The sequence below is a fragment of the Paenibacillus turpanensis genome, from assembly GCF_011421635.1.
Lineage (GTDB): Bacteria > Bacillota > Bacilli > Paenibacillales > YIM-B00363 > Paenibacillus_AK > Paenibacillus_AK turpanensis.
The window spans coordinates 287918-306134 of sequence record NZ_WTLI01000003.1 but is presented as its reverse complement, the minus strand read 5'-3'; the positions used below and the strand labels follow the sequence as shown (position 1 = coordinate 306134).

General features: G+C 53.4%; 15 protein-coding genes. 6 read left to right on the top strand and 9 right to left on the bottom strand.

The window, feature by feature from the left end; translation table 11 throughout:
* The 8 genes from GQS10_RS04770 to leuC form a co-directional block, all read right to left on the bottom strand.
* Nucleotides 1–1621 (bottom strand): dynamin family protein (locus GQS10_RS04770; protein ID WP_207952122.1); only part of this gene is annotated, 1621 nt, incomplete at its 3' end.
* A 244-nt stretch (nucleotides 1622–1865) separates the two neighbouring features.
* Nucleotides 1866–2138, bottom strand: a complete 273-nt coding sequence (locus GQS10_RS04765; protein ID WP_166239576.1) for an NAD/NADP transhydrogenase alpha subunit — start codon at nucleotides 2136–2138, stop codon at nucleotides 1866–1868.
* 33 nt (nucleotides 2139–2171) lie between these two features.
* Nucleotides 2172–2840 (bottom strand): endonuclease III, encoded by a 669-nt coding sequence (nth, locus tag GQS10_RS04760; RefSeq protein WP_207952121.1) that lies wholly within the window; start codon nucleotides 2838–2840, stop codon nucleotides 2172–2174.
* A gap of 172 nt (nucleotides 2841–3012) precedes the next feature.
* The gene (locus GQS10_RS04755; protein ID WP_166239505.1) at nucleotides 3013–5811 is read right to left on the bottom strand and encodes an S-layer homology domain-containing protein; all 2799 of its coding nucleotides are present in this window, start codon (nucleotides 5809–5811) and stop codon (nucleotides 3013–3015) included.
* Nucleotides 5812–5830: 19 nt separating this feature from the next.
* Nucleotides 5831–7153: an N-acetylmuramoyl-L-alanine amidase family protein gene (locus tag GQS10_RS04750; protein WP_166239504.1), complete on the bottom strand. Its 1323-nt coding sequence runs from the start codon at nucleotides 7151–7153 to the stop codon at nucleotides 5831–5833.
* 202 nt (nucleotides 7154–7355) lie between these two features.
* Nucleotides 7356–8129, bottom strand: coding sequence for a sporulation protein (locus GQS10_RS04745; protein ID WP_166239502.1), 774 nt, complete (start codon nucleotides 8127–8129; stop codon nucleotides 7356–7358).
* Nucleotides 8130–8289: 160 nt separating this feature from the next.
* Nucleotides 8290–8901 carry a 3-isopropylmalate dehydratase small subunit gene (gene leuD / locus GQS10_RS04740; protein WP_166239500.1) on the bottom strand — a complete coding sequence of 204 codons (612 nt, stop codon included), beginning with the start codon at nucleotides 8899–8901 and terminating at the stop codon, nucleotides 8290–8292.
* 31 nt (nucleotides 8902–8932) lie between these two features.
* Nucleotides 8933–10360 (bottom strand): 3-isopropylmalate dehydratase large subunit, encoded by a 1428-nt coding sequence (gene leuC / locus GQS10_RS04735; RefSeq protein ID WP_166239498.1) that lies wholly within the window; start codon nucleotides 10358–10360, stop codon nucleotides 8933–8935.
* A 112-nt stretch (nucleotides 10361–10472) separates the two neighbouring features.
* Here leuC and GQS10_RS04730 point away from each other — a divergent pair, with 112 nt between their 5' ends.
* Nucleotides 10473–11378, top strand: coding sequence for a LysR family transcriptional regulator (locus GQS10_RS04730; protein WP_166239496.1), 906 nt, complete (start codon nucleotides 10473–10475; stop codon nucleotides 11376–11378).
* A 74-nt stretch (nucleotides 11379–11452) separates the two neighbouring features.
* Here GQS10_RS04730 and GQS10_RS04725 read toward each other — a convergent pair whose 3' ends face one another.
* Complete coding sequence (locus GQS10_RS04725) at nucleotides 11453–12265, bottom strand: carbon-nitrogen family hydrolase (RefSeq protein WP_166239494.1); 813 nt, start codon at nucleotides 12263–12265, stop codon at nucleotides 11453–11455.
* Nucleotides 12266–12427: 162 nt separating this feature from the next.
* On the opposite strand from GQS10_RS04725, the gene GQS10_RS04720 reads away from it, so the two are divergent.
* The 5 genes from GQS10_RS04720 to proC all read left to right on the top strand — a co-directional run bounded on the left by GQS10_RS04720 (nucleotide 12428) and on the right by proC (nucleotide 18196).
* The gene (locus tag GQS10_RS04720; RefSeq protein WP_166239492.1) at nucleotides 12428–13630 is read left to right on the top strand and encodes a pyridoxal phosphate-dependent aminotransferase; all 1203 of its coding nucleotides are present in this window, start codon (nucleotides 12428–12430) and stop codon (nucleotides 13628–13630) included.
* A gap of 15 nt (nucleotides 13631–13645) precedes the next feature.
* On the top strand, nucleotides 13646–14407 hold the full coding sequence (locus GQS10_RS04715) for an HAD family hydrolase (protein WP_166239490.1): 762 nt from the start codon (nucleotides 13646–13648) through the stop codon (nucleotides 14405–14407).
* Between the two features lie 461 nt (nucleotides 14408–14868).
* Complete coding sequence (gene proB / locus GQS10_RS04710; protein ID WP_166239488.1) at nucleotides 14869–15969, top strand: glutamate 5-kinase; 1101 nt, start codon at nucleotides 14869–14871, stop codon at nucleotides 15967–15969.
* A gap of 69 nt (nucleotides 15970–16038) precedes the next feature.
* Nucleotides 16039–17286: a glutamate-5-semialdehyde dehydrogenase gene (locus tag GQS10_RS04705; RefSeq protein ID WP_166239486.1), complete on the top strand. Its 1248-nt coding sequence runs from the start codon at nucleotides 16039–16041 to the stop codon at nucleotides 17284–17286.
* A 25-nt stretch (nucleotides 17287–17311) separates the two neighbouring features.
* On the top strand, nucleotides 17312–18196 hold the full coding sequence (gene proC / locus GQS10_RS04700) for a pyrroline-5-carboxylate reductase (protein WP_166239484.1): 885 nt from the start codon (nucleotides 17312–17314) through the stop codon (nucleotides 18194–18196).
* The last annotated feature ends 21 nt before the right edge of the window (nucleotides 18197–18217 follow it).

The window sequence follows — 18217 nt, the reverse complement described above, 5'->3', positions numbered from 1 at the left end:
GCCGCTCGGCGAGCCCGCCGCGCTCCCGCTCCAGCTGCGCCGCCTCGGCCTGCGCCGCACGCCCTGCCGCTCCGGCCAGCGCCTCCGCGGCGTCCAGCGCGGCGCGGCGTCCCGCCGACTTCAAGTCGTCGCTCAGCTCGCGCGAAAAATTAAGCACGTACTCGCCGGTAAACGAGGCGCCCTCCTTCACCTTGCCGGAGAGCCACTCCGGCTTCACAGGCAGCTCCAGCGCGTTCATACGCGCAAGCAGCTCCTCATCACCGGCAAGACCGGCCTGCTCCAGCTCCGCCTTCAGCAGCGCCTGCAAATGCCACAGCAGCTGCGTGTTCGCCTGCTCCTGCAAATTTGCCGCGAAGGCGTTCAAGCGGCTTTCCCGCTCGGCCGCCGTTTTTCCGGCGGTGAAGAACAACCCAACCTTAAAACCGGGTTTGCGGCTTTCCAAATACGCGGCGCCCAAATCCCGCGTCTGCGCCGGAGTTAGGTTCGCGTTGGCGGCGATCGCTTCTATCTCCTTCTTCAGTCGATCCAATCGCCGATCCGCAGAACCGCGCAGCTCCGTGATCCGCTCCTCCAACGAGCGGTCCCGCTGCGCCGCCTCCTCTGCCCCGCCATCCTCCGCAATCGCCTCGCGAAGCTGCTCCTTGCGGTCATCGTTCGCTTCCGCCATGCGGTCGGCGTGCCGTTCGGCCACGTACAGGGCCGACTGCCGGACGCTAAGCGCGGATAGCGCATCCTTGCGGCCCGCCAGTTCCCGCATCAGCCACTGCAGCCGGCTCCACTCATTGAGCGGATGCTGCGGGTGCTTGACCGACACATATAGAATTCCCGCCGGCGCAATGCCCCGGTCGCGGAATGCACGATCGATGCCCTCGCGGAACTGGGCGAACGGCACCTCATTTTCCCGATGCTTATCGATCATATTCACGATTAAGTATAATGGCTTCCCCCATTCATGCAGCTGCTTCATGAAGGAGGCGTTCATTTCGGACTGGACGTAGTTGTAGTCCGTCACATAAAACACGACGTCGGCCAAATGCAGCGCCGATTCCGTCGACATCCGGTGCGCGTCGTCCGTCGAATCGACACCTGGCGTGTCAAGCAGCACGATGCCGTCCTGCAGCGCCTGCGCCGAATGGTACAGCTTAACCCGCTCGATTTCAGCGCCATTTCGCGCGTACGCCCCCAGCTCCGATACCGGAACCTCCACCGGCTCGCTCCTGCCGTGGTGGAACACTAGTGCCCTTGAATCCCCGTACTGAATCGAGATGATGTTCGCGCTTGTCGGTACTGGACTGGAAGGCAGCAGCTCCGCTTCACATAAGCGGTTAACCAAACTCGATTTCCCTGCGGAAAAATGGCCGCACAGCGCGATATACAGCTGATTGCCTTTGCGCTTATCTGCGAGCTCGCGGATTTTGTCCGCAGCTTCGCCGTTTCCTTTGTTCTCCATTTCCTCTGCAGCGCGCTCTAACCGTTCCATCTCTTCCGCAGCGCTGCCTTTACGATCTTGGTTACCAATCTTTGGATCAGAAGTTACCTGCTGTCCCATAGTTCCACTCGCCTCAGCGCGATTTTCCGTCAACTCTTCTAGTTTGCTTGTATCATGAGCCTGTCTGGCCATCGTGCTTCCCCCAGCATTCATTTACTCCGAAACTCTGCGTACTAGTTTACCTGATTTCCGCTTAGATGTCGTTACATTTGTACAAAAAAAAGACCTGCGGGAGAATCCCGCAAGTCTGTGTTCTGCGATGAAATTGTTTGCTGCGGTCGGCAGGCCCAATCTATGCGTTCAAGCAGAAGTTGATTTCAGCTCGATCGCTCGATGATGAGCTTATCCCGCATTACCGTTCTACTTAGCCAACGGCTTAGTTCAGCACGCCCGTTTCCTGCGGCAGTAAAATTTCAAACAATTCCCCATGCTGGAGAATTGTAATGTCCTGGTCCTTCACCTTCATAACAACAACGCCGGGCTTTTGGCGCATACGCTCAATATATTGTGCAGGAACATCTCCGGATTCACTGATCGTAATTCCTTCCAACACCTTTTCCTCGTTTTCCGAAAGCGGTGTGGCGATAATTTGCTCGTAAAGATCAGAAAACACCTCAAAATTGTTTGTGTACACAGAAATGCATTTCATAGTCATCCTATTTCACTCCTCCGAATTAGTTCCCTATACCTTATCTTTCCTTTTTCGCGGCGGTTTCATACGTCTCTTATATTCCCTGCACACTTCCGTCAACGGACAAACCGTACAATTCGGGTTTTGCGCTTTGCAGTGATACCGGCCGAAGAAGATAAGTCTGTGATGCGTTTGCGTCCAATCCTCCTTGGGCACCGCCTTCATCAGCCTTTTTTCCACTTCCAGCACCGTATCGGTTTCCTTCGCAAAACCAAGCCGCTTGGATACACGCTCTACATGCGTATCGACCGCAATAGCCGGAACCCCGAAGGCATTGGAGACCACGACATTGGCCGTCTTGCGTCCGACCCCAGGCAGCTCCACCAGCTGCTCGTGCTTCTGCGGCAGCTCCCCGCCATACTTTTCCAACAAAATCCGGCATAACGCCTGAATATTTTTTGCTTTTGTCCGAAATAAGCCAATTCGGCGAATATCCTGCTCAAGCTCTTCTAACGGAACGGATAAGTAATCCTCGGGTTTTTTATATTTCTGAAACAGGCTCGCTGTCACCTTATTCACCGTTTCGTCTGTACATTGTGCAGAAAGCAGTACTGCAATCGTCAGCTCAAACGGGTTTTCGTGATTCAGCTCGCAATATGCGTCGGGATACATTGCCCCCAGCGTTTCGAGCACTTGTTTCGATTGGACTTTCGTCAGCATGCTACAGCTCCTTTGCCAGCTTGTCCGATGTACAAAAAGTGTAGCGGATTCGACAAGCATGTGCAATGGATTCACCGGGGCAAATGCGAACATTTTTTGAAATAAAAAGCGCCTTACCGGGTTAAACCTCTACCCAATAAGACGCTTTAGCGACGCAAAAGGTTCCAGGATTTTATTGTAATTTTTCAATTTCTACGACAATATTGTCGATCGTCCAAACATTTACCTTCTCGTCTTCGTTAAAGCTGCTAAGCGATATCGAATCCGCCCCTTTATGAATGTACACCTTCGGATGAAGCGTGTAGGTTGATGTGGAATTAATCGTCTGCAGCTTAAATTTCACATCGTTCGATGTCGAGCTGTAGCTCCAGAAATTACGTTCCATAAACGAAGCGACATAGAACGTGTATTTTCCGCTCGAATCTTTAACCACAAGCACCCGGTCGTTAGCCTTTAACGTTGACAGCGAGGAAGAAGAAGTCGTACCAATATTCACCTTAACCCCCGCCATTGCCGTCAGGTTATGGTTTCTGCCGGAGGAATCCTGAACGATAAATTCGTTCTTCGCGCTGTCCGTGGAAATTATTTTACCGCGAATGGTATCCGGGATCGTAATTGTCGTTACCGTTCTTCCTTCGCTTGCAATGAGAAGCGGTTCATACGCCTGAATATCGTTAATCGTCGCTCTTGATCCATCAGCGAATTTTACAGTAACAGCATTCGTTACATCAACGCCCTGCACACTTCCATATAAGTCGTCTTGAACATAAATTTTTGAGGCATTCGGTATAACACTTACCGTGCGCACTAAGTACGTTCCCGACATCGCTATCTTCGTTATCGAATCCTGCGTGGTGTTCAGCGTCACTGTAACGGTATCACCTATTGCCAAATCATCAATCGTCGCTGAAGATTTCGTGTAGTGATCAACGATATACCCCGACGTATAGTTATACGTTACCGTTTCGTTATTTCCGGTTTTAAGCGTGATCGAGTTATACGTTTTATTAATGTTCGTAATCGTACCCGTAATTTTGCCGGCAAGCTCAATCGAAATTAAATTGTTATTGGAAACCGTCAAATCAACTTTAAGCCCGGTATTGAATACAGACTGGAAATTATCCAGTGCAATCGGACTGCCATCATGCTTAATGGACACCTTCGAGGTAAGGACGAAAACATACGGATTGCTCTTCTGGTCCATAAGCACCAGCATTTTTCTAGCTGCATCGTAGGAGACAATCGTCGCTTTTTCAACCTTCGCAACATTACGGTTCGTAATGACGATTTTTTCAATTTTACCTGTTGTGCCGTTGACAAGCATTTTCATAAAATCGCCTTTTTGCAGCTCAGTCAATCCAATAATGCCGAGCCCATCAACTTCCACCTGCACATTCGGCTCCAAGAACTTAGCGACAAGCTGGCCTGTGCTATCCGCAACGTTAATAATTTCCGCATTGGCCGCCAGCTCCTGGGCAAGCGTTCCCTCCAGCTTCATATAACGCGGGCTGGAAACATGAATTTTGGTCAATAAACTATCCACAACTTCAAAATCGACAACGTCGTCGCTATTTAAGTCCTTAATATCCGTAACGGTAGGATCTACGCTTGTTACGACGATCGAAGGAGATACACTGTACGTTTCTACCTTCTCCGTATCCCGTGCAGTTAAGGAAATTTTATTCAACGTCCGGTCGACTTTCATAATTACGCCGGAGGAAACCTTGTTAAACGCAAGCTTCGTAGCCACAATTTTAACAATTGCGCCATCCGCCGAACCCGGCAAACGCTTCAGCTGCAGCTGGCTCCCCAGAGTTAAGTCAGCTAAGCTCAAGCCGCTGCCCTCCTTGTCTTCCACGGATACGGTGGATAGCAATTCATAGGTTTCCAGCTGGCCGTTTACATCAAGCGTCGCCTGCATGTCTACTGCGCTAATCTCAACCAGCTTTCCTTCAATGACTTCCAGCTGAGGCTCGTCGTCCAGCACCTCCACATAAGAGGCAACACCGGAACGGCCAATCGTAAACACTCGGTAAAACGGCTGAATGTGTGAAGTTGGACTTGGGGAAAGCTGGCCAGTTTTGCTGTAAATTAATGCATCAAGACTGAACGAGAATTGCTGAACCTTTCCATCGTCGCCCATGACCTTCATGCTTTGATTGCTGATCTCCAGCACAACTCCAGTGCTCGAAAGCTCGGATGCGCTGTCCAAGTAAGGCTGTGCGCGGCTAAACATCGTGACGATCTGAGCACGGGTAACCTTGCCCTGCGGCTTGAAGGTATTATCTTCAAAGCCCGTAATGAGCTTCGCTTCCACGGCTGCGTTAACATAGCCCTTCAGGCTGCTGTTAATTTCGCTGCTGTCCGTGAAGGTCGACGCTGCATTCTCAAGACGCTCAGCATCCTCTTCCTTGCCTGCTGCACGAACGAGAAGCTTGGCAATCCATTCGCGGGAAGCTTCTCTTCCGCCCCATGAAGCTTTGTTATCCTTGCTGGCAGCCATTGCCGCCTGCTCTTCTTGAAGATTAATCAGCCCTTTTTCCCGTGCCATCAGCACGTAATGGCTGCCGTAATCAACGTCCAGACCGGTCACATAGTTGGAATCGATATACTTTTCCGCATCATCCTCAAGACCCATCATTCGGATTGCGATGATCACGGCATCCTGCTGCGTAACGTTGGTATCCGGCTGAAAACGGTCAGCGGAAACGCCCTTTACAATATTTAATAGATTCAGCTTCGCCACATGGCGATAAGCCCAATGGGTAGCATCCACATCGGTAAACCGGGTCAACTGAAGTGCGCCGTTCACGGATGAGGTACTAGTAGAAGTAGTAGTCGAACCGGATGTAGTCGTAGACGATCCGGAGGTTGAAGTTTCAACAGCAAGCGCCGATGGAATAATGGTAGTGGACAGCACTGCCGCCGCAAGCATAGCTTTTGCAGCAGCTGGGGCCTTTTTACGTTTCAATGGAATTTCTCCTCTCGGTTCAGTGGTTCTTCTTTATGTAATCTGCAATAGCTTTTGCGATCGCCTCTGCCACTCTGTTCTGAAGCGCTTCTGTACGAAGCACCGCATTTTCACTCGCATTGGACATATATCCTACTTCCAGGAGCACAGCCGGCATTGTCGTCTCACGGATAACCTTGAAGTTTCCGAAGCGCACCCCGCGGTCTTTGAATCCTGTCGCTTGTACCAACGGAGTATGGATTGCTTCCGCCAGTGCCTTGCTTTCCTCGCGATTGTAATACGTTTCCGTACCGGAAATGCTTTTGTTATCGTTCGCATTGGCGTGTATCGACACGTATAGATCCGCATCCATGCCATTCGCCGCAGCGACACGGTCATCCAACGGAATATAAACATCGGTAGAACGAGTGATTTCGGCCTGGACTGCAGGGTCCTGATCCAATAGCTGTTTTACTTTGTTCGACAAAGTTAGGTTAAAATCCTTCTCATAATTTCCAGAAGAAGCAACCGCGCCGGAATCATTCCCGCCATGGCCGGGGTCAATCACAATTTTAAAACGGGTTTCCGCCGGCTTCAGCTTAATGGTCGTTTCCATTCCGTTGCTCGATTGCGAAATTTTATATGCGACCGGCCCGTTTACCTGCGCAACAATTCGAACTCCCGCCGGTTTTCCGTCGGCTGCCGGTAGTTCTGTAACGGCAAGTCCTAAAACCTGCTGCGCCGAAGCAGCTACAACCTCATTAACCTTCTTGGTTACGGCTTGTGTGGACGGCTTGGCATTCGGTATATCAATAATGAGCCGATCCGGCTGCGACTCCAATTGAATCACAGGTTCGGACGGCTTCCGATCGGAGCTGATCCGAATCGAATCGCCGAGCGGCTCTACCGCATGGATCACAGCCGCTTCTTCTTGGACCATCTGGCCTCCGACGCCGCCTGATTTACCTGAAGAATTAAACATAAAGACAGCTCCAGTGAGCTCATCCTTAATCAGCTTTACATTAACAAGCTGCGCGGACTGCTGCAGGGGAAGCCAATTTTGTCCATCCTTCAAAAGCGGAGTCATGGAAACGGATGTGCCCGATTCCGGTGTACGCACCGTGATCTGATTGGTTTTCGAATCCGTGGAGGCCTTCAAATTCCACTGCTTTTCCAGCACATTCTGTGGAACATAAAGCGTATTGCCGGACATAACGGCGGAAGCTCCGCCTGAAAGCTTCGTACCATCAACATACAACGCAAATTGGGTGTGCTCTGCCTGCGCCTCAACTGTACCCGCTCCCAGTGCGAAGGCCAATAGTGCGGCTCCCGCTGCTGTGAGCGCCCTTGTCTTTCTTCTCATGCAGCACCTCGTATCGAAGAAAATAGCTTCCTCGCGTCCCCGTCTTTGATCCCGACATTATTTTCGCAATTCAGCGGACAGTCGACGGGTTTCGCCAATCTATTAGACGCATAAAGCCGGAAAAAGTTGCTATTTTCATAGAAAAAACAAAAAAAAACGCCTGAGGATTCCGTCCCCAGACGTTTCTGTATTCCTAGGCCAATTAAGAGTAACGCTGCAGCACCTGCTCAATTTGTCCTGCGATCAAGCTGGAGCCGGCGCGCCACTCGGACTCTTCAAACGAAAGTCGAACCACGCTCTCATCCATATTCATTGCTTCTGCAAACAAGCCGGAAAGACCGCGGGCGCGGCGATCGACTTGAAGATAAACATCGATCCTGCTGCCGTTCAGCCGCAATACAACCTCCAGCTCATCCAAACGGCCTGCGTAACGGCCGGACGGCTTATACTCGAATTCTTGTACGAACGGGAGCCCGCCTCCAAGACGCGGCGCATACTCACAATCTGTTTTGTATAAGCGGAAACCGAGACTGTCCACCGCATCCAGAACGGCTCTCATCGCCGGGTGCGGGGTCACCTCGATCCGGTCGTTGTCCGTCGGATCTACGGCGGAGCTGATATCTAAATTTGTACGAATCCAAACCGGGATGCGTCCAACGGATACCGGTGTTGCATCCGGAAGAGGGAATGAGAACGGAAGCTCCAGCTCATCTCCGGCCTTTAGCGTAAACGGATCGCTGACAAGGTAACGGGCAACTTCAGCCGTTTCGCGATGAGTTCCGTTATCCGTTTCGCGAAGAAACTCGGTCATGACCGTCATATAGATTGCATTAATGCTCTGATCAACTTGGCCGCCGCGCATGCGTACCGCTCCGCGAACCTCTTCGCCAACGGCGTAGGAGCTTTTCTCGAGCAGCGTATCCACCTCGGCGGAACCAATTCCGATGCTTGCTAGCATTCTACCAAAAAAACTCATTCTATAAAGCCTCCCTTTAAACGGATTTCTATTTCGTACGCCCGAATATCATTTTGGTTTCGCATAAAAAATGACCCGCCAAAAGGTTACGCCGGTGCGCAGCCTTTTATACGGGTCATAATTTTAGTAAAAGTTCGTTGCGTACTGCCGAATCCGGATATTAGCCGTTAAGGACAGCAGCCTGCTGATTGCGCTTTTCTTCGTAAGCAGCAATTTTGTCTTCATGCTGAAGCGTCAAGCCGATATCGTCAAGACCCTGCAGCAGGAATTGGCGGCGGTGCTCGTCAAGATCGAACGAAATCGACAGGCCTTGCTCATCCGTAATCTGCTTCTTCTCGAGGTCAACCGAAAGCTGATAGCCTTCCTGCTTAGCCGTACGCTGGAACAGCTCTTCCACCTGCTCCTCGCTCAGCTTGATCGGCAGAATGCCGTTCTTAAAGCAGTTGTTGTAGAAAATATCCGCGAAGGAAGGTGCAATAACAACGCGGAATCCGTAGTCCAAAATCGCCCAAGGCGCATGCTCGCGGGAGGAGCCGCAGCCAAAGTTCGCGCGCGAAATGAGAACAGACGCACCTTGGTAGCGGTCCTTATTCATTTCAAAGTTTGGATTCACGTTCCCCTGCTCGTCAAAACGCCATTCAAAGAACAGGAATTGACCAAAGCCGGTACGCTCGATCCGCTTCAAAAATTGCTTCGGGATAATCGCGTCGGTGTCCACGTTTACGCGGTCAACCGGCGCCACAAGTCCAGTCAGTTGTTTAAATGCTTCCATCGCCGTTCAGCCTCCTACTGGTTCCGTAAAATCAGCCGACGCTGACTTCCGATTTGAATTTCCAATCGCGTACATCTGTGAAACGACCTGTAACCGCAGCCGCTGCAGCCATTGCCGGAGAAACAAGGTGCGTGCGTCCGCCGCGGCCTTGACGGCCTTCAAAGTTACGGTTGGAGGTCGACGCGCAGCGCTGACCCGGGGACAAAACGTCCGGATTCATCGCAAGGCACATCGAGCAGCCTGCATCGCGCCATTCAAAGCCCGCTTCGACAAAAATTTTGTCTAAGCCTTCTTTTTCAGCTTGGATCTTTACTCGTCCGGAGCCAGGAACGACGATCGCCGTTACGTTCGGAGCTACCTTGTAGCCGCGAACGACTTCAGCCGCTGCGCGAAGGTCGCTGATGCGGCCATTCGTACAGGAGCCGATGAAGACATAATCGATAGCGATTTCGCTCATCGGTGTGCCCGGCTTCAAGTCCATATATTCAAGCGCCTTTTCAGCCGCTTTGCGTTCGTTTTCTGTAGTAAAGTCAGCAGGATTCGGAACAGCAGATGTGATGTCCGTACCCATACCAGGGCTCGTGCCCCAAGTTACCTGCGGAATAAGCGTGTCTGCATCGAGATCGACATAAGCATCGTACTCAGCGCCTTCGTCGGTTACGAGCTGCTTCCAGTCCTCAACATAGTTGTCGAACGCAGCACCCTGCGGTGCGTACTCACGGCCGCGCAGGTATTCGAACGTCGTTTCGTCCGGAGCAATCATGCCGGCGCGCGCGCCTGCTTCGATGGACATGTTACAGATCGTCATGCGTTCTTCCATCGTAAGCGCCTTGATCGCGTCGCCTGTATATTCAACGACATAACCTGTAGCGAAGTCCGTGCCGTATTTTGCGATGACGCCAAGAATGATGTCCTTCGCCGTAAGGCCCGGCTTCAGGCTGCCTTTAATGCGCACTTCCATTGTTTTCGATTTCGCCTGCTGCAAGCACTGTGTCGCGAGCACGTGCTCAACTTCACTGGTGCCGATCCCGAACGCAAGCGCGCCGAATGCGCCGTGCGTCGAAGTGTGGCTGTCGCCGCAAACGATCGTTTTGCCCGGATACGTAAGTCCAAGCTCCGGTCCCATAACGTGAACAACACCCTGGTCAATACTGTTCAGGTCAAAAAGAGTAACGCCGAAGTTCGCGCAGTTTTGGGACAGCGTGTCCACCTGCTGCTTGGAAATCGGGTCGGTAATGTTGAAACGGTCCTTCGTCGGAACGTTATGGTCCATCGTCGCGAATGTCAGGTCCGGACGGCGAACCTTGCGGCCGGAAAGGCGAAGCCCTTCAAATGCCTGCGGGGAAGTTACCTCATGCACCAAATGAAGATCGATATAAATGATTGCCGGTTTTCCCTCTTCTTGCGAAATTACGTGGCGATCCCAAATCTTTTCATACATTGTCTTTTTGCTCGACATGTCGTTCACCCTCTCACTTTCCTCTCATGCAACATCTTAGCATGTTCATTTCGATAGTTCCAAGATATAATATCTATAATTGCTATAGGTTATTTTTATAGGGGGTTTTGCTATGGAGCTAAGACAGCTGCAATACGCACTGCAAATCGCCGCAGAAAAAAATTTTTCCCGCGCCGCCGAGAAGCTGCACATCGCCCAGCCGTCACTTAGCCAGCAGCTAGCTAAGCTGGAACGTGAAATCGGCACCCTGCTGTTTCACCGCAATACCGGATCGGTTGAGCTGACGCATGCCGGATCCGTTTTTATCGGCAAAGCGCAGTCGATCATCGACATGGTAGAGCAGCTGAAGCAGGAAATGGACGACTTAACGCATATGCGGAAGGGCAAATTGGTCATCGGCTCGCTGCCGATTACCGGCGCTCACATGCTGCCGCTAGTGCTGCCTGCCTTTCGTGCGGCTTATCCGCAAATTGAAATCTCGCTGGTCGAGGATACGACCGCTCATTTGGAGCATTTGACGTCTAGCGGTCAGGCCGACATTTCTCTCTTGACGCTACCGATTGGAGAGGCCTCCATCGCCTATGAAGAGCTGATTGAAGAAGAAATTTGTCTTGCCGTGCCGCCTGATCATCGGCTCGCAGGCATGGATGGCGGTCCCCTGTATGTGCAGGATTTGCGTAATGAGCCGTTCATTGTTCTGAAAAAAGGACAAGGCTTCCGGCAAATCGCCATCGATTTATGCCAGGAAGCCGGTTTTGAGCCGAATATTGTTTTTGAAAGCAGCAACATCGAAACCGTCCAGTCGCTGGTCGCTTCAGGCATGGGCATCGCCTTCGTGCCGCAAATGATCGCCCGCTCCGGCTGGAACCGGTATACGCCTGTCATCTTATCGTTTGCCGAACCGCGCCCGACGCGAACCATTGTGCTTGCCTACCGCAAGGGCCGTTACTTGTCGAAAGCCGCCGAGGCATTTATCGATACGGTAAAATCCGTTGTCAGCGACGGTCTGGGGACGTAAACAGAACTGCTGGCAGCTCCATAAGGCTTGGAAGTACTTCGTTCCAAGCCTTATGGAAGCCGGCTAACATCCCATTAGTAATGGGATGGTCTGCGGTCCTCGAACACCGGGATCGTGCGGCGTACAGTGTCGACTTTATCCAAATCGATCGAAGCGGCAAGGATCGCTTCTTCTTCCCCGCCCTCTACCAGCACTTCGCCCCACGGGTCGATAATCATGGAGTGGCCGAAGAATGAGGTTGTTTTGCCGTCTGCTCCATGGTCAGTGCCGACACGGTTGCAGGCAATGACATACATTTGATTTTCGATCGCGCGCGCCTGCAGCAGCGTTCTCCAGTGGTGAAGCCTTGGATGCGGCCATTCCGCCGGAACGAACAGCAGCTTCGCGCCTTGAAGTGCCAGCCGGCGGGAAAGCTCCGGAAAGCGGATATCGTAACAAATCATCATGCCCGCCTGCTGGCCGTCGATCGACAATTCGCCGACCCGGTCGCCTTCGAGCAGATGCTTTTCTTCATTCATAAGGCGGAACAAATGAAGCTTTGCATATTCGGAAGAAAGCCCGCCATCGCGGCCAAAGGCGTAAATCGTGTTGCGTACGCCGTCCGCAGCGCCGGAAGCGACCGAGCCTGCGACTACATGAATCCCATGCTTCGCACTGAATGCGGAAATTACCCGCTTTGTACGTTCCCCGTTCGGGTCGGCAAGCTCGCCGATCTGTTCCAGCGCGTATCCGGTGTTCCACATTTCCGGAAGCACGATTACATCCGGCTTCGGAGTTAACGCCGCCGCCCGCTCCAGCTGGCGTTCCACTTCCGCGAAGTTGTGATCGGGATGGCCTGCTTTAATATCAAATTGAATTACTGCGATGTTTAAAATCGCCATAACCATCGACCTGCCTTATTTGTTTTTTCTAATCATACTGGATGAAGTGAGGAAGTCAAGAACCATTCGGATTGGAAAAACCGGCAAGCTGTATTACAATACGTCCATAAGCGCATCCCTTTTGCGAATGCCCTTTTTATGGATGAAACAAAGAAAGAGTGGAAACCTATGGACAATCATTCACACACACTGCCTTTTTCCATTGAGCCAGCAGATCGGATGAAGGGTCTTCCCGCCCAATTTTTTGCCGGGCTGGTCAAAAAAGCGAATGCGAAAGCGGCGCAGGGCTTTGACATTATTAATCTGGGGCAAGGAAACCCGGACAGTCCGACGCCTGAGCATATCGTACGAAAGCTGCAAGAGGCAGCAGACAATCCAATGTATCACCGTTACCCGCCCTTCAGCGGCTACGGTTTCTTAAAGGAAGCGATCGCAACGCGTTACAAGCTTGATTACGGCGTTGAATTGGACCCGGAACGCGAGGTTGCGATCTTGTTCGGCGGCAAAACCGGCCTTGTCGAAATCAGCCAATGCCTGCTTAATCCGGGGGATGTGTGCCTAGTGCCGGATCCGGGATACCCCGACTATTGGTCTGGTGTTGCCTTGGCCGGAGCCCGCATGGCCATGATGCCTTTGGCCGAGTCCAACGGCTTCTTACCGGATTACGGCGCGATCGCCGGCAGTGATCTGGACAAGGCAAAGCTGATGTTTTTGAACTACCCGAACAATCCGACGTCGGCTGTTGCCGATAAAGCATTCTATGAAGAAACCGTAGCATTTGCGGCAAAACACGGAATCGTTGTAGCAAGTGATTTTGCCTATGGCGCGATTGGCTTCGGTGAAGAAAAGCCGGTCAGCTTCCTGCAGACCCCCGGCGCAAAGGATGTCGGCGTTGAATTCTACACGTTATCCAAAACCTACAACATGGCCGGCTGGCGTGTCGGCTTTGCGCTTGGCAATGAGCATGTCATTTCCCTTATTAATACCATTCAAGATCATTATTATTGCAGCCTGTTTGGCGGCATTCAGGAGGCGGCGGCGACCGCATTGACCGGCCCGCAGGACTGTGTTGATGAATTAGTGGCCCGTTACCGCAGCCGCAGAGATGCGCTGTACGCCGCGTTCGAAGAGATCGGATGGCAGGACGTAAAGCCACCGCAGGGCTCCTTCTTCTGCTGGCTCCCTGTGCCTAAAGGACATACCTCCTCGTCATTTGCCGACCTGCTTTTGGAGGAAGCGTATATCGTTGTTGCCCCAGGCATCGGGTTCGGTACGCACGGCGAAGGCTATGTGCGGCTCGGGCTGCTGACCGGCGAGGAGCGGCTTCGCGAAGCCGCGCAGCGGATCGGAAGACTTGGACTATTCAGATAAAAGGAGAGAGATCGTATGAACCAAACGTTACTGTTCGATCTGGACGACACGCTCATCCACTGCAATAAATATTTTGATATGGTTATTGAGCAGTTTGCGGAGCAGATGAAAGTATATTTCGGCTCTTACGGCATTTCCACCCAGACGTTTGTTGAAAAGCAGGCGGAAATCGACACGGCCGGCATTGCCATTCATGGCTTTAAAGCCGATCGTTTCCCGAAATCATTTGTTGAAACCTACGACTATTTCAGCAGCTATACAGGACGTACAGCATCCGAGGAAGAAAAGCAGACCTTGTACGATATCGGCGAATCGGTGTACAAGGTTGATTTTGAGCCGTACCCGAATATGGTGGAAACCCTCGAAAAGCTGCAGGCGGAGGGTCACACGCTCTGTGTATATACAGGCGGTGACGAGGTGATCCAGCGCACGAAGCTGAAGGTCGTCGGTCTGGAATCGTATTTTGGCAGCCGTGTATTTGTTGCACAGCACAAAGGACTGCCGTTTCTCGAATCGCTCCTCCAGCGTGAGCAGTTTAACCGGGCCACGACGTGGATGATCGGAAATTCGCTGCGTTCCGATATCCGCCCTGCCCTTCATGCGGGCATCAACGCAATCTTCCTGCCTGCGCTGAATCCGTGGCATTATGATAATGTGGAGCTGGACTCGGATCCGAAGGGCGCGTATTTGACGTTAAATGAGCTGCTGGAGGTACCGGAAGCGATCCGCAGCTACGTGAACGAAGGGCGCGCGGAATGCAAATTTCCGCAGGGATAATCCCTTTACATCCTTTTCGTGCCATGCTATCCTAGTGGAAACGCAATACCATAAACGCGATGATAGGACCAGTAAGAGAGGCCTGGCACGTTCAGAGAGTAAATTTGTTCCGCTGCGAAAATTTACCGTGACGCTCTCCCAATCCCACCCTTGAGCTGCCGGCGACGAGCCGGACGGACCCTGCTGTTACCAGGGACAGTAAGTCGGGCGAACGGGATCCGTTTGCCAACAAAGGTGGTACCGCGGAAGCCAAAGCTTTCGTCCTTGGAATAAGGACGAAAGCTTTTTTTATTTCCACAAGCTAGGGCGGCAAGCGGCCCCCAGTGCAAATCTCGGCTATAGGGGCAGTCCAACGAACGTTGATCCTGTACTGCTGAATGCTGGAGTCACACTATCTTTGAGACCGAAACGGTCTCCTACATATTATTATTCGGGCTAGACGATCATGGGGGGAAGCAACAATGAAGGAGCAGCGCATTGTCGTAAAAATCGGCAGCAGCTCGTTAACGATTCCGGAAGGCGGGCTGAACCGCGACCGGATCGATTATTTTGCCGGGGAGCTGGTTGCCTTGCGGGAGAAGGGCTGGCAGGTGCTGCTGGTTACCTCCGGGGCTGTCGCCGCAGGCTACACGCGGATCGGTTACGAGCAGCGGCCCAAGCTGCTTCACGAAAAGCAAGCGGCCGCCGCAGTCGGTCAAGCGCTGCTGATGCAGGCGTACCAAGCGGCCTTCGCCGAAAGAGGGTACGCGGCGGCGCAGCTGCTGCTGACCCGCTCTGATTTCTCCAACCGGAAGCGGATCAACAATGCGATGATGACCATTGACGAGCTGCTCAAACGGGGAGTCATACCGATTATTAACGAGAACGATACGGTCTCCGTCGACGAGCTGAAATTCGGGGATAACGATACGCTGTCCGCCCTCGTCGGCAATCTTGTACGCGCACAGCAGCTCGTTATTATTACGGATACGGACGGCCTGTACACGGCCGATCCGCGCAAAGACAGCGCCGCCAAGCGTATCGACCGTGTCGATACGATCGGTGACGAGCTGCTGGCCATTGCCGGCGGTTCGGGCAGCAATGTCGGCACCGGCGGCATGCGCTCGAAGATTGAGGCGGCGCGCATTGCTATGCGCGGCGGCATCCGCGTGTTCGTCGGGCGGGCCAGCGAGCCCGGCGACCTGGTGCAGGCGGCCGAGTCCTCCGGCAAGGGCACCTATTTCGAGACGGCCCTCGCCTCGCTGCCGATGAAGAAGCAGTGGGTCGGCTTTCATTCGCTTCCGCAGGGCCGAATATCGGTAGATGCGGGAGCGGAGCGCGCCCTTGTCGAGGGCGGCAAAAGCCTTCTGCCGGCCGGGATTACCGGCGTCGCGGGGGATTTTCACCCCGGCGATGTCGTGGAAGTAGTCACCGACTCCGGCCGTCTTGTCGGCCGAGGTGTCGTAAACTACGCCTCCTGGCAGGTTCGGGCCGCAGCGGGACTCACTTCGGAGGAAGTGCTGCAGCGCATTGAGATCGCACGGATCGAAGTCATCCACCGCGATGAGTGGTTTGCTCTGTAACATGTATGGATGGAATATGTGAAAACTTCATCGAAACCATAGACCTATTTTTCTTTAGGAGTGATAACCATGAGTGAAGTAAAGCAAAAAGCTGGCATTGCCAAGGCCGCTTCGCGGCAAATGGCCATCTGCACAACCGAACAAAAAAATGAGGCGCTGCTGAAGATCGCCGACGCCCTTGTACGCGAGGCGGCATCCATTATTGCCGCCAATGAAGAGGATCTGGCGCGGGGCCGCGACAACGGCACCTCCCCTTCCCTGCTCGACCGGCTTGCGCTTAACGAAGCGCGCATTGAGGGGATCGCCGAGGGGCTGCGACAAATCGCAGCGCTTCCCGATCCGGTCGGCGAACAGCTGGAGCGTCTCGAGCGCCCGAACGGGCTCACTATCGTGAAGCAGCGCGTACCGATTGGCCTCATCGGCATCATTTACGAAGCGCGGCCAAACGTTACCGTAGACGCCGCAGGGCTCAGCCTGAAAACCGGCAACGCCGTGCTGCTGCGCGGCGGTTCGGCGGCGCTGTCCTCGAATGCGCGCATCGTCGAAGTCATTCACGAAACGCTTGCAGGCACCGCACTGCCAGCCGATGCCGTGCAAATCGTCAATGATCCAAGCCGGGCAACCGTCGACGAGATGCTCAAGCTGAACGGCCTCCTCGACGTGGTCATCCCGCGCGGCGGCGCTTCGCTCATCCAGAACGTCGTGCAAAACGCCACCGTTCCAGTCATCGAAACCGGCGCCGGCATCTGCCACACGTTCATCGATGCGGATGCGGAGGCTGAGATGGCGACACGCATTGCGTTGAACGCCAAAGTGCAGCGGCCGTCGGTCTGCAATTCCATGGAGACGCTGCTCGTGCATGAAGCGTACGCCGCCCAGCATCTAGCCGCGTTGGCCGAAGCCTTCCGCGAGCGTAATGTCGAGCTTCGCGGCTGCAGCCGTACGAAAGCGATCGTGCCTTGGGCGAACCAAGCCGGGGACGCCGATTACGCCACCGAGTATAACGATTACATTTTAAATATCAAAATTGTGAACGGTCTTGATGAAGCGCTTGAGCATATTCGCCAATTCGGTACAATGCACTCGGAATGCATCGTGACCCGCAGCGAAGGCAATGCACAGCGGTTCCTCAACGAAGTGGACGCTGCTGCCGTCTATCACAACGCCTCCACACGTTTTACGGACGGCTTTGAATTCGGCTACGGAGCGGAAATCGGCATCAGCACCCAGAAGCTGCATGCCCGCGGTCCGATGGGCCTGCCTGCATTAACCTCGACCAAGTATAAGATTACCGGCGAAGGACAAATTCGAGAATAAAATAAACCTTGGGAGGGGAAACCGAATGAATTCCATGACTTCGCTGCAGGATTTGCAGCTTTGCTTTGTAGGCGCCGGCTCAATGGCGGAGGCGCTTGTCCGCGGGTTGATCGAAAAGAAAAAATCGCTGCCCGGCTATATTTCCATGACCAATCGCTCCAATGCGGAAAGGCTGCACGATTTGCGTATGCGTTACGGCGTACGCGTTCCTCAAGAGGACGGCAGTACCACGAGCGAATCGCTAATCGCTTCCGCGGATATCGTATTCTTATGCATGAAGCCGAAGGATGTCGTATCCGCCATGGACGGACTGCGTCCTCTCCTTCGTCCGGAGCAGCTGATTGTATCGGTCGTAGCCGGATTATCCATCGAAACGATGCAGCAGCTCCTTGGACGCGAGCAAGCGGTCGTCCGGACGATGCCCAACACGTCCAGCACGATCGGGCTTGGCGCAACGGGGATTTGTTTCTCCGCTTCTGTGTCGGAATGGCAGCGGGAAATCGCTATCGAAATCTTTGAATCGATGAGTATCGTATGCCCTGTAGAGGAGCATCTCATCAATACGGTAACCGGCGTTTCCGGAAGCGGCCCTGCTTATGTATACTACTTAATAGAAGCAATGGTCGCTGCCGGCATTTCCGGCGGATTAACTGAGGAGCAGTCGAAGCAGCTTGTCGTTCAGACGGTGCTCGGCGCCGCCGAAATGGTGAAAACCACCGGCGAGGACCCGGCGGCCCTGCGCAAAGGTGTAACGTCGCCGAACGGCACCACCTACGCTGCGCTTGAGGTTTTGGCGCAGCATAACTTCCTGCCCGGCATGGTTTCCGCCGTTATGCGCGCATCGGATCGCGCCCGCGAAATGGGCGGCGAAATTGCCGATGCCGCGGCTCGCCGCATGCAGGAGCAGTAAGCTCGAGGTTTTTCGGGTTAA

Excerpts from the sequence above, each read along its gene's own strand:
- GQS10_RS04705 (WP_166239486.1), top strand. The coding sequence starts at position 16,039 with ATGAGTGAAGTAAAGCAAAAAGCTGGCATTGCCAAGGCCGCTTCGCGG.
- GQS10_RS04720 (WP_166239492.1), top strand. The coding sequence starts at position 12,428 with ATGGACAATCATTCACACACACTGCCTTTTTCCATTGAGCCAGCAGAT.
- GQS10_RS04730 (WP_166239496.1), top strand. The coding sequence starts at position 10,473 with ATGGAGCTAAGACAGCTGCAATACGCACTGCAAATCGCCGCAGAAAAA.
- GQS10_RS04750 (WP_166239504.1), bottom strand. The coding sequence starts at position 7,153 with ATGAGAAGAAAGACAAGGGCGCTCACAGCAGCGGGAGCCGCACTATTG.
- GQS10_RS04745 (WP_166239502.1), bottom strand. The coding sequence starts at position 8,129 with ATGAGTTTTTTTGGTAGAATGCTAGCAAGCATCGGAATTGGTTCCGCC.
- GQS10_RS04725 (WP_166239494.1), bottom strand. The coding sequence starts at position 12,265 with ATGGTTATGGCGATTTTAAACATCGCAGTAATTCAATTTGATATTAAA.
- proC (WP_166239484.1), top strand. The coding sequence starts at position 17,312 with ATGAATTCCATGACTTCGCTGCAGGATTTGCAGCTTTGCTTTGTAGGC.
- GQS10_RS04765 (WP_166239576.1), bottom strand. The coding sequence starts at position 2,138 with ATGAAATGCATTTCTGTGTACACAAACAATTTTGAGGTGTTTTCTGAT.
- proB (WP_166239488.1), top strand. The coding sequence starts at position 14,869 with ATGAAGGAGCAGCGCATTGTCGTAAAAATCGGCAGCAGCTCGTTAACG.
- nth (WP_207952121.1), bottom strand. The coding sequence starts at position 2,840 with ATGCTGACGAAAGTCCAATCGAAACAAGTGCTCGAAACGCTGGGGGCA.
- GQS10_RS04715 (WP_166239490.1), top strand. The coding sequence starts at position 13,646 with ATGAACCAAACGTTACTGTTCGATCTGGACGACACGCTCATCCACTGC.
- leuD (WP_166239500.1), bottom strand. The coding sequence starts at position 8,901 with ATGGAAGCATTTAAACAACTGACTGGACTTGTGGCGCCGGTTGACCGC.
- leuC (WP_166239498.1), bottom strand. The coding sequence starts at position 10,360 with ATGTCGAGCAAAAAGACAATGTATGAAAAGATTTGGGATCGCCACGTA.